Source organism: Nocardioides sp. zg-1308, from assembly GCF_013155375.1.
In the GTDB taxonomy this organism is placed as follows: Bacteria; Actinomycetota; Actinomycetes; order Propionibacteriales; family Nocardioidaceae; genus Nocardioides; species Nocardioides renjunii.
Window position 1 is genome coordinate 1,741,392 of the sequence record NZ_JABJQY010000002.1, and the last position, 15,530, is coordinate 1,756,921.

Below are 15,530 nucleotides of genomic sequence, written 5' to 3' on the forward strand. Positions count from 1 at the left end.
GAGCACTCGTGAACCTGTTGTCCCACTCGGTCCTCATGGCGGCGGAGGACGGTGGCCACGCACCCGTGGTCGCCCCCGACGGCATGGCCGGTGGCGTGTTCGACCTGCTGTGGCTGGTCATCGCCCTGCCGCTGCTCGGTGCGGTCCTGCTGCTCGGCGTCGCGCCGTTCCTCCAGGGGTCGCTCAAGGCCACCGTCGACAAGCACGGCCACCTCCTCGGCACCGCCATGGCGGTCCTGTCGTTCGTGCTGAGCCTCGCGCTCTTCCTCGCCCTGCTCGGCCGCGACGCCGAGGAGCGCCAGGTCGGCCAGCAGCTCTGGACCTGGTTCGAGACCGACTCCCTCACCGTCGGCATGGACCTGCTCTACGACCAGCTCGCCGCGCTCTTCCTGTTGCTGATCACCGGCGTCGGCTCGCTGATCCACGTCTACGCCATCGGCTACATGGAGCACGACCCGCGCCGGCGCCGGTTCTTCGGCTACCTCAACCTGTTCGTCGCGGCCATGCTCACGCTGATCCTCTCGGCCAACTTCGTGGGCCTGTTCCTGGGCTGGGAGGGCGTCGGCCTCGCGTCGTACCTGCTCATCGGCTTCTGGCAGCACAAGCCCTCGGCGGCCGCCGCCGCCAAGAAGGCCTTCGTCATCAACCGCGTCGGTGACATCGGCCTGTCCCTGGCCATCGCGCTGATGTTCGCCACCTTCGGCACCACCGACTTCGGCGGCGTCAGCGAGCTGGCCGGCGACGCGTCGCAGGACACGCTGACGGCGCTCGGCCTGCTGCTGCTCCTCGGGGCGTGCGGCAAGTCCGCACAGGTGCCGCTGCAGGCGTGGCTGCTCGACGCGATGGAGGGCCCGACCCCGGTCTCGGCGCTGATCCACGCCGCCACCATGGTCACCGCCGGCGTCTACCTCGTGGTGCGCGCCAACTTCATCTTCGACCTCGCCCCGATCGCGCAGACCGCGGTGGTCGTGGTGGCCACCGTGACGCTGCTGTGGGGTGCGGTCCTCGGGTGCGCGAAGGACGACATCAAGAAGGCGCTGGCCGGCTCGACGATGAGCCAGATCGGCTACATGATGCTCGCCGCCGGCCTCGGGCCGGTCGGCTACCCGTTCGCGATCTTCCACCTGCTCACCCACGGGTTCTTCAAGGCCAACATGTTCCTCGGCGCCGGCTCGGTCATGCACGGGATGGACGACGACGTCGACATGCGCCACTACGGCGCGCTCAACAAGGCCATGCCGGTGACGTTCCTGACCTTCGCGATGGGCTACCTCGCCATCATCGGGTTCCCCGGGTTCTCCGGGTTCTGGTCCAAGGACAAGATCATCGAGTCCGCCCTGGCCGAGAACCTGCTCGTCGGTGTCCTCGCCGTCATCGGAGCGGGCATCACTGCCTTCTACATGACCCGCCTCATGCTGCTGACGTTCTTCACCAGCAGGCGCTGGGAGAAGGACGTCCACCCGCACGAGTCGCCCAAGGTGATGACCGTGCCGCTGATCGTGCTGGCGGCGCTGTCCGTGCTCGGCGGTGCCCTGCTGCTCAACGACTGGATAGTGACCTGGCTCGAGCCGGTCACCGGACAGGCCGAGCACCACGAGCCGCCGCTGCCCGCGATCGTCATCACCTTGATCATCACCGCCGTCGTCGCCCTCGGCGTCGCCGCCGCCTGGTTCCTCGTCGGCAAGCGCGACGTGCCGCGGGAGGCGCCCCGTGACGTCTCCTTCGCGACCCGGGCCGCGCGTGCGGACCTCTACGGCGACGCGATCAACGACGCGGTCGTGGTCCGTCCCGGAGCCTCGCTCGTGGGCGGCCTGACCACCTTCGACCGGGTCGGGGTGGACGGCGTCGTCGAGGGCGGCTCGGCCGCCGTCGGCGGGCTGTCCCGCACGATGCGCCGCATCCAGAACGGCTTCGTGCGCTCCTACGCCCTGTCCCTCCTCGGGGGCGCCCTCCTGGTCGTCCTCGCTCTCCTGGCGGTGAACCTCGCATGACCACCCCACAGAGTTCTTCGCCTCCCCCGCTTCGTTCCTCCACCGAACAACTCTGCGAGGACCCCGCATGATCCTGACGATCCTCATCCTGCTGCCGCTGGTCGGCGCGGTCGTCACGGCCGTCGTGCCGGGCGCGCTCGCCCGACTGGTCGGCCTCGGCTTCGCCGCCGCGACGCTGGTCGCCGGCGTCGTCGTCGCCACGCAGTACGACGCCGGCGGGGGCATGCAGCTCACCGAGACCCACACCTGGATCGAGTCCCTCGGCGTCCACTACGCCCTGGGCGTCGACGGCCTGGGCCTGCTGATGATCCTGCTGACCGTCGTCCTCGTGCCGATCGTGCTGCTCGCCGGCTGGCGCGAGTCCGACGAGCCGGGCAACAGCGGCGCCCGGGCGTTCTTCGCCTGGACCCTGGCCCTGGAGGCCATGTCGCTGGCGGTCTTCGCCGCGACCGACGTGCTGCTCTTCTACGTCGTCTTCGAGGCGACGCTGATCCCGGCCTACTTCCTCATCGGCGGCTTCGGCCGCGCCGGTCGGGGACGGGCCGCGACCAAGTTCCTCATCTACCAGCTCGCCGGTGGGCTGATCATGCTCGCCTCGGTGATCGGCCTCTACGTCGTCTCCGCCAACGCCGGCAGCCCGAGCTTCCTGCTCAGCGACCTCGCCGCCATCGACATCGACGAGACCACCCAGCGCTGGCTGTTCGTCGGCTTCTTCATCGCCTTCGCGATCAAGGCGCCGATGTTCCCGGTGCACACCTGGCTGGCCGACACCACCGAGAAGGCGACGACCGGCACCTCGGTGCTCCTGGTCTGCGTCCTCGACAAGATCGGCACGTTCGGCATGCTGCGGTTCTGCCTCGGGCTGCTGCCCGACGCCTCGCAGTGGGCGACGCCGGTCGTGGTCGCGCTGGCGCTGGTCTCGATCATCTACGGCGCGCTGGTCGCCATCGGCCAGGACGACGTCCTGCGCCTGATCGGCCTCACGTCGCTCTCGCACTTCGGCTTCATCGTGCTGGGCATCTTCGTGTTCAGCTCCACCGGTGGCGCCGGCGCGATCCTCTACATGGTCAACCACGGCATCGCGACGGCGCTGATGTTCCTGGTCGCCGGGTTCCTCATCCGTCGCACCGGCACGGCGTCCATCCGGCAGATGGGCGGCGTCGAGCGGACGGCCCCGGTCCTCGCCGGCTTCTTCCTGGTCGCCGGGCTCGCGGCTGCCGGCCTGCCCGGCCTGTCGCCGTTCGTCTCGGAGATGCTCGTCATCATCGCCGCGTTCGACCACCACTGGCTGGTCGGGTCGGTCGCCGTGCTCGCCATCGTCCTCGCCGCGTTCTACGCGCTCTGGATGTACGAGCGGACGATGACCGGCGGCGGCCGCGGGGCCGCCGGCCGCGAGGGCCTCGCGCCCGTCGCGGACCTCGACCGGCGTGAGGTCGGCATCCTCGCGCCGCTGCTGCTCGCACTGGTGCTCTTCGGCTTCTACCCGATGCCGCTGCTCGACGTCATCAATCCCGTCGTCCACGACACCCTCGCGGAAGTGGGCATCGGCCAGGAGGGTGGTCCCCAGTGACCGAGTTCGTGAAGCCCAGCATCGAGTACTTCGAGCTGTGGCCGCTGCTGGTCGTCTTCGGGGTCGCCTGCCTCGGCGTCGTCGTGGAGGCCTTCCTCCCGCGCGCCGCGCGCTACACCGCCCAGGTCGTGCTGGCGCTGGTCGGCCTCGTCGTGGCGCTGGTCGGCGTCGTGCTGGTCGCCCGGGACGTCACCACGTACGACGAGGGCGCCGCGCGCGGCGTCCTGGCGGTCGGCGGCACCATCGCCGTCGACGGGCCCAGCCTCTTCATCTGGGGACTGGTGCTGGCCCTGGCCATCGCCGGCGTCCTCCTCTTCGCCGAGCGCCGGCTCGACAACGGCGTCTCGGCCTTCGCCGGCCAGGCCGCCGCGGTGCCCGGGACCGACGCGGAGACCGCCGCCATCGCGGCCAACCGCGAGCACACCGAGGTCTACCCGCTGATGATGTTCGCGGTCTTCGGGATGATGCTGTTCCCGGCCGCCAACGACCTGCTCACCATGTTCGTCGGCCTCGAGGTGCTCTCGCTGCCGCTCTACCTGCTCACCGGCCTGGCGCGCCGTCGCCGGCTGCTGAGCCAGGAGGCGGCGCTCAAGTACTTCCTGCTCGGCGCGTTCTCGTCCGGCTTCTTCCTCTACGGCGCCGCCATGCTCTACGGCTACGCCGGGTCGATGGACTTCGCCGCGATCAACGAGGCGGTCCGCAACGACGTCGGCAGCTCCAGCCTGCTGCTCCTCGGCACCGGCCTGCTCTCCGTCGGCCTGCTGTTCAAGGTCGGCGCGGTGCCGTTCCAGGCGTGGACGCCCGACGTCTACCAGGGCGCCCCGACCCCGGTCACGGCCTTCATGGCGGCCGGCACCAAGGTCGCCGCCTTCGGCGCGATCATGCGCCTGTTCTACGTCGCCCTCGGCGCCGACCGCTGGTCGTGGCAGCCGATGCTGTGGATCATCGCGATCCTGTCGATGTTCGTCGGTGCCGCGCTCGCGATCACGCAGAGCGACATCAAGCGCCTGCTGGCCTACTCCTCGGTCGCCCACACCGGCTTCATCCTCACCGGCGTGATCGGGATCCAGGCCTCCGACCAGCTCGCGGTCGGCGAGATCAGCTCGGTGCAGGCGGTGCTGTTCTACCTCGCCACCTACGGCTTCGCCACGATCGGCGCGTTCGCCGTGGTCAGCCTGGTCCGCGACGGCGGCGGCGAGACCACGGCCATCGACCGGTGGGCCGGGCTCGGCAAGGAGTCGCCGGTGGTCGCGGCCGTCTTCGCCTTCTTCCTCCTCGCCATGGCGGGGATCCCGCTCACCGCGGGCTTCGTCGGCAAGCTGGCCGTCTTCTCCGTGGCCCTCGCCGCGGGGGCGTGGCCGGTCGTCGTGGCCGCCGTGCTCGCGAGCATCATCGCGGCGTTCCTCTACATCCGGGTCATCAAGGTCATGTACTTCGACGAGCCGATCGGCGCCGGTCCGAGCGTGGCGTACCCGTCCGTGCTGACCGCGACGACCATCGCCGTCGGCGCGGCCGTGACGCTCGTGCTCGGCGTCCTGCCCGGCCCGGTGCTCGACCTGGCGGCGGTTGCGGGAGAATTCATCAGGTGACCGACTCGCCCCTCGCCATGCCCGTCGTCGACGCCGAGCTCGAGCTCCGGCTGGTCGGCCGGCTGGCGCGCATCGAGGAGCTGCTGGCCGAGCACTGCCAGGGGCGCACGCCCTACGTCACGCAGGCGGCGACCCACCTGATGGCGGCGGGCGGACGGCGGTTCCGGCCGCTCCTCGTGCTGCTGGCGGCGGAGGCCGGGACGCACCCGGACGCACCGGAGGTCGACACCGCCGCGTGCGTCGTGGAGCTGACCCACGTCGCCTCGCTCTACCACGACGACGTGATGGACGAGGCGGCCCTGCGCCGCGGGGCCGACACCGCCAACGCCCGCTGGGACAACCACGTCGCGATCCTCACCGGCGACTTCCTGTTCGGCCGCTCGTCCGAGCTCACCGCCGACCTCGGGCCCGACGCCGTACGCATCCAGGCCCAGACCTTCACCCGGCTCGTGGAGGGCCAGATCCTCGAGACGGTGGAGCCGGGGCCGGGGGAGGACCCGCTCCAGCACTACCTCGAGGTCGTCGCCGGCAAGACGGGGTCGCTGATCGCGACGTCGGCCCGCTACGGCGCGATGTTCGGCGGCGCCCGCCCCGAGGTGGTCGAGGCGCTGCGCGCCTACGGCGAGATCGTCGGCTCGGCCTTCCAGCTCTCCGACGACATCCTCGACATCGCCGCCGACTCCGACGCCTCCGGCAAGACGCCGGGCACCGACCTGCGCGAGGGCGTGCCGACCCTGCCGGTCCTGATGGCGCAGGCGTCCACCGACCCCGCGGACGCCCGGCTCCTCGAGCTGCTGGCCGAGCCGCTGGTCGACGACGGCCTGCGCGCCGAGGCGCTCGACCTGCTCCGCCGGCACCCCGCCATGGACCAGGCCCGTGACCACGTCCTCGGCCAGGCCACCCAGGCCAAGAAGCTGCTCGAGGTGCTCGACCCCGGTCCGGTGCGCACCGCGCTGGAGTCGTTCGCCGACATCGTGGCGACCCGCACGTCCTGACGAGACGCCCCGTTGGGGTGGGGCGTGCGCATGGAGTGAGCCCGATGCGGTCACTGGGAGGGACAGAACCTCCGACCAGTCAAGGCGGCACCACATGTCTCACGCGAACGAAGAAGCGGGTCGCGACACGGCCGGGCGCCGGTCGCTCGACGGCGCGGACGACACCCGGCACACGATCCCCAGACCGGCGGACGAGGAGCTCGTCTACCGCGTCGACGACAAGGACGAGGTCGTCGGTGCCGGACGCCGGAAGTTCGACGTCCTGGCCACCATCGCCGGCGCGCTCGCCGCGCTGGGGACCTTCCTGCTGCTCACCAGCCTGCTGAGCGCGCTCGGCGGCACCATCGGCTTCGAGACCGGGCTCGACGACAGCGACATCGCCATCGGCAGCGTGATCGGTGCCCTCGCGGCACTGTTCATCGCGTGCCTGGTCGGTGGCTGGGTGGCCGGGCGCATCGCCCGCCACCACGAGGCCAAGCACGGGCTCGTCTCACCGCTGTGGCTGATCCTCATCGCCGCGGTGCTCGCCGGTCTCGGTGCGCTGCTGGGCGACCAGTTCAACGTGACCGAGAAGATCGGGCTGCCCAACTGGTTCTCCCGCGACGCGTGGACGACCGGCGCGATCATCGCCGGCCTGCTCGCACTGGCGCTCATGCTGCTCGGCGGCTGGCTGGGCGGGAAGCTCGCCTCGCGGCACCGCGACCACGCCTCCGTGGCCGTCGTCGAGACCAAGCGCGCGGTGCGCGAGCGACCGGGCGGGATCGTCCGGGGGAGGAGCGACCGATGAGCGGGACGGGCGAAGGACTGCCGCGCGACCACGACGGCACCGACGAGGTCCACGACTCCGAGCGGACGCTGCACGGCAGCACGACGTACGGCGCCGACTCCGACTTCGACGCGACGCGGTCCGACCCGGGCAGCGCCGAGACGGTGCTGCACGAGGAGCGGGCCGTCACCGGGACCGAGACCGTCGACGCCGGCAGCGTCCGGGTGCGCAAGCACGTCGAGACCCACCCGGTGGAGTACTCCGTGCCGCGCGACGTCGAGCACGTCGACACGAGCGAGCGGATCTCCGTCGAGGAGGGCGACTCCGGCGAGGTCGAGGTGCTGGAGGACGGCTCGGTGTCGATCCCGGTCTTCGAGGAGGTCCTCGTCGTCACCAAGCGGCTGGTCGTCCGCGAGCGGGTGATCGTGCGCAAGCACACCGTCGTCGACGAGTACCAGCTGCAGACCGAGCTGCGGCGCGAGCACATCTCCGTCGACGCCGACGACTCCGTCGACCTCGTCGACAACCGGTCCGGCGTCGGCGTGGACCGCGACGACACGACCACGGACGACACGACCGACCGCACCTGAGCCCGCGCGAGACGTCGTACGGGCGGGGCCGACGGTGGCCCCGCCCGTACGACGTCCGCGGAGCTGCTCAGGTGGCCGGCGCGGAGTCGATGATCTCGGCCAGCACGGACCCTGCGCGCAGCAGGACCAGCATGCGTCGGGCGATGCCGTCCAGCCGGGCGTCGAGGGCGGCGACCGAGTCGCTCGTGTCAGCGAGGTCGCGGATCGCCGTGATGGCCCTCTGCACGTCGGGGATGCGGTAGCCGCCGGCACGCAGGGCAGCGGTGACGCGCGCCTCCCGGATCGCGGTCACGGTGTAGCGCCGTGCGGTCCCGGTGCGTGTGGTGACGCGCTCGGGTGCCACCAGACCGGCCTGCTCCCAGAAGCGGAGCGTCGACGCCCTGACCCCGAGCGCCTGCGACAGCTCAGTGATCGTCATGGAGTCGTCCTCGACGGGCTCGGCGTCGGTCGTCGCCTCGTCGTCGATGAGCGCGAGCGCACGCCGTGCCGAGAGCGCCTGCTCCCGCTCGGCCTCGAGCCTGGTGTGCAACCCGCAGACGAGGGCCGAGGCCCGGTGGCGCGGCTGGAGGCGGATCTCCCGCATGACGCGCCGCGCCTCGACCGGCCCCACGGCCCGGGCGAGGTCGCGGTAGGCGCGCAGGTCGCGGACGTGGTCCGCCGAGAACCGCCGGTACCTGTTGGGCGACCGGGCCGCCAGGGCGATCACGCCGAGAGCCTCCAGGTCGCGCACCTGCTGGGCGGAGCATCCCGCAGCAGCCGCGACAGCAGCCGTCGTCATCAGTGGCGCCGTCTGGTCCGCGCGCATCGTCCGAACCCTCCACAAGCACTTCAACCACACACTCGAACCATGAGTATGGACCAGGTCCTCCGGACGATCCGATCCTCCGACGGGGTGCTCGAGCTCGCCCCGGACGAGGGCAGCGCCTTCCCCGAGCTGGCGTGGGGCGACCACTTCTTCTACTACGCGCGCGACGGCGAGGTGCCGACGCGCGAGCAGCCGTACGCCACCATCGTGACGAAGAACTATCCCGACGACGCCCTGTCCCGCCTCGACGAGCCCGACCGGTGGCGACTGAACATCCATGCCGGCACCAAGAAGCTCGTCGAGCTGCTGGGGGAGGACCCCCGCTCACCGGTGAGGACGTGGGACCTCGCCGCCACCGACGTGGTCCTTCCCCACCCGGTCCACCGCGCGCAGGGCTGGGTGTCGATCGTCGTCCCCGGGGCGGCCACCCACGAGCTCGCGGTCCGCCTCCTGCGGGACGCGCACGAGGCGGCTCGGCGCCGGGCTTCGCGGCGACCCCGCTAGACCTGCTCGCTCAGCTGCGGCGGCGGCGCGCCGGTGAGCCTGACGCCGGTGATCGTGCGCCGGGTGAGGGCGAACGCCCCGACGAGCACGGCGAGGGCGAAGCAGCCGAGCTGCACGCTGCCCGCGCCGAAGGCGACGGCGAGCGGGCCGACGGCGACCTGGCCGATCGGGGTGGCCACGAACGAGCAGAACCCGTCGATCGCCATGATGCGCGACAGCATCGCCTCGGGCACCTTCTCCTGCACCAGGAGGTTCCAGGAGAGGTCGAGCAGGCTCAATGCCGCCCCGGCGACGACGAAGGCCGCCGAGAGGAGCCACACCTCGACGTGCGTGCCCAGCACCAGCATCGGCACGCACCACACGACGAACGCGACCATGATGACCTTCATCGGTGCGGTGACGACGACCTTGGCGAGGAAGAACGCCGCGACGAACACCCCGACCGCCTGGGCGGACCGGGCGAGGCCCCAGCCCTCGCTGCCGATCGTGTCGTCGGCGATGACGGGGCCCAGCACGTTGATCGCGCCGCTGACGAGGGCGTTGAACACGAGGGCTGCGGACGCGGCCGGGATGACCCAGCCCAGCTGACGCGCGTACGCCCAGCCCGCGGTGAAGTCGCCGATGACGCTGGGCCTCGCGCTGCTGCGGTCCCCGGGAGGGAGCCGCACGAGGAGCAGGAGGACGGCCGCGACGAGGTAGGTCACGGCATCGACCGCCAGCGCCCACCCCGGCCCGACGGTCGCGACCAGCACCCCCGAGAGCGCGGGACCGATGATCCCGAGCGCGCTGGTGGCCTGCCCGATGAGCAGGAACGCGGCCTGCCGCCCCTCGGCGGGCAGCAGGATCGGGACCATGCCGAGGAACGCGGGATAGCTCACCGCGAAGACGGTGCCGGCCACGGCCTGCAGGACGACGAGGTGCCAGATCTCCGCCTGCCCGCTGATGACGAGTCCGGCCGTCAGCGCCTGCGTGATGCCCTGCACGAGGTTGCACCCGCGCAGCACGATCGCCCGCGGCAGGCGGTCGGCGATCGCTCCGCCGAGGAGCATGAAGACGACCGTCGGCACGCTCGACGCCGCGACCACCCAGCCGAGGGCCGACGCGGAGTCGTCGATGTCGAGGACCGCGAACGCGAGGGCCACCCCGGCCATCGACGAGCCGGCGCGGTTGACCACCTGCCCGATGAAGAAGTAGCGGAAGGCGGGTGTGGCGAGCGGCGACAGTCGGCTGCTCACCGAGGAAGTGAAGCGGCATCGGCCTCGCCGCACAAGTGACGCGGCCGGTCATGCCTCCCGCGCGAGCGCGGCGACGCTCTCGCCCACGTGGTCGCGGAAGCGCGGCCGGCTCGGCGTCCAGCCGAGGTCGGCGCGGACCCGGTCGCCACGGATGCGGAACGACGTCGTCAGGCTGTCGACCAGGGGACCTCCCCGCAGGAGCCTCAGGAGGGCCGGGGGCACGGAGCCCACCCGCGGGCGTCCCATGGCGTCGGTGACGAGGTCGGTGAGCTCGCGCAACCGGAGCGGCTCGTCGTCGACCACGGCGTACGCCGACCCCGGCTGCGCGCGGGCCAGCGCGGCGACGTACGCGGACGCCAGGTCGTCGACGTGCACGCAGCTCCACCAGTTGCGCCCGGCGCCGAGGCACCGCAACCGGCCCTGCTCGGCCTGCTCGACGAACGCCGAGGCGAACAGGCCGCCCGGACCGTAGACGAAGCCGGGCGACAGGCGGACGACGTCGAGGCCGCGGTCGCGGTGGAGGGCGTCCAGCTCCCGAGCCATCCGTGCATGGCCCACGCCGAGCGGGGAGGGCGTGAGGGGAGTGGCCTCGTCGATCCACGCGTCGCCGTGGTCGCCCCAGTCGAAGCAGCCGCCGGTGTAGACGAGCCGGCGACCGTGCCCGACGCACGCGTCGGCGAGCGCCTGCGTCATGACCCGGTCGGCATCGAAGAGCCGCTCGGCTCGCCGTGCAGTGAGCCGGCCCGGAAGTGACAGCATGGCGGTGTGCACGACGGCATCCACCCCCTCGACCAGGTGCGCGTACGTCCCCGGGACGAGCATGTCGCCTCCCCGCAGGACCGGCGCCTCGCCCAGCTGCCTGCGCGCCCGGCCGGCGTCGCGGACGAGGGCCTCGACCCCGTGCCCGTCGGCCAGCAGCCGCCGCACCACGGCGGAGCCCACGAAACCGGTCGCCCCGGTCACCAGCACGCGCATGGCGTCACTCCGTCCGTCGGTGGTCGATCGTCAGTCCTGCTGACGATAGCCCACAACGCCTACGCCGCATGAGGGCCGAGGTCCGGGCCGGGCTCCCCGCCGAGCTCACCGCGCGCACGGCGGTCCTGCTGCGACAGGTGCTGGCGCGTGTGGAGGCCGCGGGCGAGGAGGCGCTCGCCTCCCTCGACCTGAGCGGGCGCGAGTACGGCGTGCTGGCGCTGCTGGTCCACGACGACGCTGCCCGCAACCAGCGCCACCTCGGCGCGGCGCTGGGGATCGACCGCACCACGACGATGAAGCTGATGGCCGGCCTGGAGTCGCGGGGCCTGGTGGAGCGTGGACCGGACCCGGCCGATCGACGCTCCTACCGCCTCGTCGCCACGGACGCGGGGCGCGCGCTCTGTGCTCGCGCCGACCTGGTCCTGTCCGCGTGTGACGACGCCATCACGGACGGTCGGCTCGACGAGCACGAGGTCGTGGTGCTGCGGGACCTCCTGCGGCGGCTGGTGTGACCAGCCTGCACTTTTGAGCGAGAGACTGTGCCGGTGACGATGGACCGCGAGCGCTGGCTGGACCTCGTCTCGGAGATGTTCACCCTGGTGATGGAGCAGGCGGCTCTCGGCGAGGTGACCCGTGCGGTGACCGACCTCCTCGGTGACGGACGGGAGGTCGTGCACGGCCCCTGGCAGCCGGACGAGTGCCGGGCGGTGCTCGAGCCGTGGCACCAGGCCGGGTGGCTCGACCTGGTCGCGGATGCAGACCCTCCCTCCGGTCTCGCCGAGGCGCCGTGGCGCGACCGGGCCGCGCAGGACGGCGCATACCTCGTCCTGGGCGCAGCTGATGCGCGAGCGCTCCTCGCCGCCCCGGCGCGCTGGGTCGCCGGCACCGCGGACGGCGAGGTGATGCTGTGCGTGAGCGACAGCGGCTCCGCCCGCGAGTACGCGGAGTGGCTCCGGCTCGCCGGTGATGCGGAGCGGGTCGGCGAGACCTGAGCCGACGGTTACCGCGCGCGACGTGCCTGCGGTCTCGTCAGGGCGACGCCCGGCGTGGCCGGTGCTCCGTCGGTGGAAGGAGTCGTGGGCCCGTGCCGCACGTGAGGGTGCTGCCCATTCGCACCGAGCGGAGCGGGGCGCGGACTTCGGTAGCGGGACGCACCGTTGCGTGCCTGTGCCCCCGCCGACCTCAGGTCGGCGGGGTGTGGGGCGGGGTCATGGCCGCTCGGGTGGAGCCGGCTCGTGGTCGGACGAGTCGGGACCGGGGATGCGGGTGGTGCCGGTGTGGTCGCGTCGGTAGCAGTGGCCGTGCGGGCTGGTCCACTCGTAGACACCGGGTCCGGTCACCTCGTAGCGCCAGCCGGTGTGGGTCTTGAGTCGGTGGTGCCAGCGGCACTCCGGTGCGAGGTTCGAGGACACTGTCGGCCCCGGCTGGGGACGGCCTCCAGCGTCGGCGTCGTGGTCGTAGGGAACGACGTGGTCGATGTCGCAGGCTCGGGCGGGTCGGGTGCACCACGGGAACACACACGTGCGGGCGCGCAGGATCACCTGCTCGCGGATCCGGTCGGGAATGTCGTAGCCGGGTGCGGTGAGCTCCGCGTTCAGGTCGATGACCGGCTTGACGGTCACCTTGGTCCGGGAGTCGCCGCACCAGTCCTGCACCTGCTCGAGGAGGACGAGCCGCTGGCCCTCCTCGAGGCGGCCGGTGGGTCCGAAGACGGTGTCGAGCCGGTCGTGCCCGTCGAGGCTGGCGTCGAAGTGGGCGTGCACCACTACCTCCCGGGCGATGGGCAGGCCGTCCTCGCTCCGGGCGGCGGTCGAGCCTTGGGTGTGGAGGTCGAGGGCGGTCTGGGTGCGGGCGAGGTCGCCGAGCGCTTGCGAGCGGCGGGCGTCGAGCGGAGCGTGTGAGCCGAGGGCCTTCAGCGTCTCGGCGCCGTGGGCAAGAGCCCGGTCCAGGTCGAGGGCGTCGGCGATGTCGAGCTCGGCCTCGAACCGCATGGTCCCGGCGTAGTGCACGTCCTGGTCGTGCAACGTGGCGTGCCGCGGGTCGACCGACAGGTAGCCGTCCTCCGGATCCTTCGTGGGGTCGTGGGCGTCGAGGTGGTGGCGCTTGATGGTCTCCGCGACAAGGCGGTCGAGCTGCGCGGGACTGACCCGGCCGGCGACGGCGGCGACCTGGGTGTCGACCCACCGCGCAGCCTCGACTGTGAGGGACGGGGTGGCGTGGATGGTGGCTTCGGCGACCGTGCGGGCCCGCCACGCCGGCACCTGCCCGGCCTGGACCTGAGCCCACAGCCGCGGCAGGCGGTGCCGCAGCTCGAGGGCGTGCCCGACGAGCCGCTTCGCCGACGTCGAAGACATCCCGAGGACGGTGCCGAGCTCGGCGATGCAGAACTCCGCCACCGCCGGACAGCCCTCGCCGGCGATCGGCTCCTCGTGCTCGAGGCCGTAGCAGCCACCGTCGCTGAAGGTCGCGGCGGTGTGGATCGACTCCGGCGGGTGGAGGTCGGCCCACCGCGCGGCGAGGTCGAGCTGCCGCGCGGCCGCGGCGTCTTCGTCACTGCGAGCGGAGCGGATCGAGGCAAGCAGCGCCGAGGCGGAGAGGTCCTCGACCTCCGCCTTCGGCCCTGCCAGCGTCTCGATCATGCGTTCGATTCTACGGCAGACCACCGACAACGGACTGTGCTTGAGAAGTTCTGTTGCAGAGGTCTCGATACGCCTCGCTCGTCCCTCGCTCGGCTACTCGACCACCGAGGGAGAAAAGGTCTCGATACGCCTCGTCCCTCGACTACCCGACCAGCGAGGGGGGTCTCGATACGCCTCGCTCGTCCCTCGCTCCGCTACTCGACCACCGAGGCAGCCGGGTCTCGATACGCCTCGTTCCCGGCTACTCGATCAGCGAGGCAGCCCGGGTCTGGATACGCGTCGATCGTGCCTCAGCTCGGCTGCTTGACCCCGACGGGAGGGGTCTCGATACGCCTCGTTCCTCGGCTACTCGACCAGCGAAGGAGACGAGCGACCAGCGAAGGAGACGAGCGACCACCGAAGAAGACGAGCGACCAACGACCACCGAGGCCCCACAGCCCTCAGGCAGCGCTCGCGTGCGCCACCAGGCGCAGCTGTCGGCGCCGGTGGTTCACCATCTCGATGGTGAACACCGCGAGGGCCACCCAGACCAGGCCGAAGCCGATCCACCGGCTGGCGGGCATCGCCTCGTCGAAGACCAGGATGCCGAGGGCGAACTGGATGGTCGGCGCGAGGTACTGCAGCAGCCCCAGCGACACCATCGACACCCGGATGGCGGCGGCGCCGAAGAGCATGAGGGGGATGGCGGTGATGATCCCGGTCGTGGTGAACAGCAGCGCGTGCCCGGTGCCGTGCGAGGCGAAGTTGGACTCGCCCGTCGACATCAGCCACGCGATGTACGCCGCCGCGACCGGCGCCAGCACGAGGGTCTCCAGGGTGATGCTCTCCACCGCGTCGACGGCCGCCTGCTTCTTGGCGAGGCCGTAGGTGCCGAAGCTGAAGGCGAGGACGAGCGCGACCCACGGCGGTCGGCCGTAGTCGACCGCCAGCACGACCACCGCGACGAAGGCGATGCCCATGGCCACCCACTGCAGGCGTCGCAGCCGCTCGCCGAGGACGAGCACGCCCATGAGGACCGTGACGAGGGGGTTGATGAAGTAGCCCAGCGACGTCTCCACGACCCGACCGTTGTTGACGCCCCAGATGTAGGCGCCCCAGTTGAACGAGATGACCACGGCGGCGCCGGTGAGGATGAGCACCTTGCGGCGGTCGCGCACCAGGGCGCGGAGCTGGCCGGCCCGGCGCCACAGCACGACGATGACGAGCATGGTCAGCAGCGACCACACGATGCGGTGGGCGAGGATCTCGACAGCGCCGCCGGGCTCCAGCAGGGTCCAGTAGAGCGGGAAGGTGCCCCAGAGGATGTAGGCCAGCGCACCGAGGATCACGCCGCGACGGCTATCTGGCACTCGGGAAGTGTAGGGGCGGCCGGTCGCCTACGATGGTGGGGCCCCGGGGGCGGGACCCCGGTCGCACCAGTTCCAGTCGTCTCTCGAGGGGGAGTTACACATGCGGACCTTCCGCGCAGTCCTGGCGGCCTTCGTGGCCGCCCTGCTCGTCTCCAGCGCGCTCGCCACGGGAGCGAGCGCCGGCTCTCTGCCCAAGCGGATCATCGACGAGGTGCCGCCGGGCGACAAGCAGGTCTCCTACAACGCCTTCAAGCTCAAGGGCACCGTGAGCGAGCCCCAGGCCGACGGCACCCTGCTGCCCTACGCCGAGCAGAAGGTGAAGATCCTCAAGAAGGCCTGCGGCTCCTGCAAGTGGAAGACCGTCAAGAAGGTGAAGACCGACGAGCGCGGCGTCTTCAAGACCCGCATCTACGCCCCCTCGAAGGGCCGCTGGAAGTGGCGCTCGAAGGTCGACAACTCCAACGGCTACGGCAACACCAAGGGCAAGGTCTGGACGCTCTACTTCCGCTGAGCCCCGCCCGG

General features: G+C 71.6%; 15 protein-coding genes. 10 read left to right on the top strand and 5 right to left on the bottom strand.

Features of this window, described 5'->3' with window-relative positions; translation table 11 throughout:
• The first annotated feature begins 83 nt into the window (after nucleotides 1-83).
• The 6 genes from nuoL to HN031_RS10170 all read left to right on the top strand — a co-directional run bounded on the left by nuoL (nucleotide 84) and on the right by HN031_RS10170 (nucleotide 7,501).
• A complete protein-coding gene (nuoL, locus tag HN031_RS10145) occupies nucleotides 84-1,991 on the top strand; it encodes an NADH-quinone oxidoreductase subunit L (protein WP_253943344.1) in 1,908 nt (635 codons plus the stop codon).
• Nucleotides 1,992-2,058: 67 nt separating this feature from the next.
• On the top strand, nucleotides 2,059-3,561 hold the full coding sequence (locus HN031_RS10150) for an NADH-quinone oxidoreductase subunit M (RefSeq protein ID WP_172269530.1): 1,503 nt from the start codon (nucleotides 2,059-2,061) through the stop codon (nucleotides 3,559-3,561).
• The gene (nuoN, locus tag HN031_RS10155; protein WP_172269532.1) at nucleotides 3,558-5,150 is read left to right on the top strand and encodes an NADH-quinone oxidoreductase subunit NuoN; all 1,593 of its coding nucleotides are present in this window, start codon (nucleotides 3,558-3,560) and stop codon (nucleotides 5,148-5,150) included. The genes HN031_RS10150 and nuoN overlap by 4 nt, the downstream gene beginning before the upstream one ends.
• Nucleotides 5,147-6,145: a polyprenyl synthetase family protein gene (locus HN031_RS10160; protein WP_322425034.1), complete on the top strand. Its 999-nt coding sequence runs from the start codon at nucleotides 5,147-5,149 to the stop codon at nucleotides 6,143-6,145. Before nuoN ends, HN031_RS10160 begins: the two co-directional genes overlap by 4 nt.
• A gap of 94 nt (nucleotides 6,146-6,239) precedes the next feature.
• Complete coding sequence (locus HN031_RS10165) at nucleotides 6,240-6,932, top strand: hypothetical protein (RefSeq protein WP_172269534.1); 693 nt, start codon at nucleotides 6,240-6,242, stop codon at nucleotides 6,930-6,932.
• Nucleotides 6,929-7,501 (top strand): YsnF/AvaK domain-containing protein, encoded by a 573-nt coding sequence (locus tag HN031_RS10170; protein WP_172269536.1) that lies wholly within the window; start codon nucleotides 6,929-6,931, stop codon nucleotides 7,499-7,501. The genes HN031_RS10165 and HN031_RS10170 overlap by 4 nt, the downstream gene beginning before the upstream one ends.
• A 67-nt stretch (nucleotides 7,502-7,568) precedes the next feature.
• On the opposite strand, the gene HN031_RS10175 is transcribed toward HN031_RS10170, so the two are convergent.
• Nucleotides 7,569-8,306 carry a MerR family transcriptional regulator gene (locus HN031_RS10175; RefSeq protein ID WP_216652100.1) on the bottom strand — a complete coding sequence of 246 codons (738 nt, stop codon included), beginning with the start codon at nucleotides 8,304-8,306 and terminating at the stop codon, nucleotides 7,569-7,571.
• Between the two features lie 42 nt (nucleotides 8,307-8,348).
• Between HN031_RS10175 and HN031_RS10180 the strand changes: the two genes are divergently transcribed.
• Nucleotides 8,349-8,810, top strand: a complete 462-nt coding sequence (locus tag HN031_RS10180) for a DUF6194 family protein (RefSeq protein ID WP_172269538.1) — start codon at nucleotides 8,349-8,351, stop codon at nucleotides 8,808-8,810.
• Here HN031_RS10180 and HN031_RS10185 read toward each other — a convergent pair.
• The gene (locus HN031_RS10185; protein WP_172269540.1) at nucleotides 8,807-10,045 is read right to left on the bottom strand and encodes an MFS transporter; all 1,239 of its coding nucleotides are present in this window, start codon (nucleotides 10,043-10,045) and stop codon (nucleotides 8,807-8,809) included. The two genes, HN031_RS10180 and HN031_RS10185, sit on opposite strands and share 4 nt — an antisense overlap.
• 48 nt (nucleotides 10,046-10,093) lie before the next feature.
• Nucleotides 10,094-11,020, bottom strand: coding sequence for an NAD(P)-dependent oxidoreductase (locus HN031_RS10190; protein ID WP_172269542.1), 927 nt, complete (start codon nucleotides 11,018-11,020; stop codon nucleotides 10,094-10,096).
• A 68-nt stretch (nucleotides 11,021-11,088) separates the two neighbouring features.
• Between HN031_RS10190 and HN031_RS10195 the strand changes: the two genes are divergently transcribed.
• The gene (locus HN031_RS10195) at nucleotides 11,089-11,532 is read left to right on the top strand and encodes a MarR family winged helix-turn-helix transcriptional regulator (protein ID WP_172269544.1); all 444 of its coding nucleotides are present in this window, start codon (nucleotides 11,089-11,091) and stop codon (nucleotides 11,530-11,532) included.
• Between the two features lie 33 nt (nucleotides 11,533-11,565).
• The gene (locus HN031_RS10200) at nucleotides 11,566-12,012 is read left to right on the top strand and encodes a hypothetical protein (protein WP_172269546.1); all 447 of its coding nucleotides are present in this window, start codon (nucleotides 11,566-11,568) and stop codon (nucleotides 12,010-12,012) included.
• 216 nt (nucleotides 12,013-12,228) lie between these two features.
• On the opposite strand, the gene HN031_RS10205 is transcribed toward HN031_RS10200, so the two are convergent.
• Both HN031_RS10205 and rarD read right to left on the bottom strand, forming a co-directional pair.
• Entirely contained in the window at nucleotides 12,229-13,659 is a 1,431-nt protein-coding gene (locus tag HN031_RS10205; RefSeq protein WP_172269548.1) for an HNH endonuclease signature motif containing protein, read from the bottom strand.
• Between the two features lie 440 nt (nucleotides 13,660-14,099).
• Nucleotides 14,100-15,008 carry an EamA family transporter RarD gene (gene rarD / locus HN031_RS10210; RefSeq protein ID WP_322921027.1) on the bottom strand — a complete coding sequence of 303 codons (909 nt, stop codon included), beginning with the start codon at nucleotides 15,006-15,008 and terminating at the stop codon, nucleotides 14,100-14,102.
• Nucleotides 15,009-15,108: 100 nt separating this feature from the next.
• Here rarD and HN031_RS10215 point away from each other — a divergent pair, with 100 nt between their 5' ends.
• Complete coding sequence (locus HN031_RS10215; RefSeq protein WP_172269550.1) at nucleotides 15,109-15,519, top strand: hypothetical protein; 411 nt, start codon at nucleotides 15,109-15,111, stop codon at nucleotides 15,517-15,519.
• Nucleotides 15,520-15,530 lie beyond the last annotated feature (11 nt).

Excerpts from the sequence above, each read along its gene's own strand:
- HN031_RS10195 (WP_172269544.1), top strand. The coding sequence starts at position 11,089 with ATGAGGGCCGAGGTCCGGGCCGGGCTCCCCGCCGAGCTCACCGCGCGC.
- HN031_RS10170 (WP_172269536.1), top strand. The coding sequence starts at position 6,929 with ATGAGCGGGACGGGCGAAGGACTGCCGCGCGACCACGACGGCACCGAC.
- HN031_RS10175 (WP_216652100.1), bottom strand. The coding sequence starts at position 8,306 with ATGCGCGCGGACCAGACGGCGCCACTGATGACGACGGCTGCTGTCGCG.
- HN031_RS10150 (WP_172269530.1), top strand. The coding sequence starts at position 2,059 with ATGATCCTGACGATCCTCATCCTGCTGCCGCTGGTCGGCGCGGTCGTC.
- HN031_RS10180 (WP_172269538.1), top strand. The coding sequence starts at position 8,349 with ATGAGTATGGACCAGGTCCTCCGGACGATCCGATCCTCCGACGGGGTG.
- HN031_RS10190 (WP_172269542.1), bottom strand. The coding sequence starts at position 11,020 with ATGCGCGTGCTGGTGACCGGGGCGACCGGTTTCGTGGGCTCCGCCGTG.
- nuoL (WP_253943344.1), top strand. The coding sequence starts at position 84 with ATGGCCGGTGGCGTGTTCGACCTGCTGTGGCTGGTCATCGCCCTGCCG.
- HN031_RS10205 (WP_172269548.1), bottom strand. The coding sequence starts at position 13,659 with ATGATCGAGACGCTGGCAGGGCCGAAGGCGGAGGTCGAGGACCTCTCC.
- HN031_RS10215 (WP_172269550.1), top strand. The coding sequence starts at position 15,109 with ATGCGGACCTTCCGCGCAGTCCTGGCGGCCTTCGTGGCCGCCCTGCTC.
- HN031_RS10165 (WP_172269534.1), top strand. The coding sequence starts at position 6,240 with ATGTCTCACGCGAACGAAGAAGCGGGTCGCGACACGGCCGGGCGCCGG.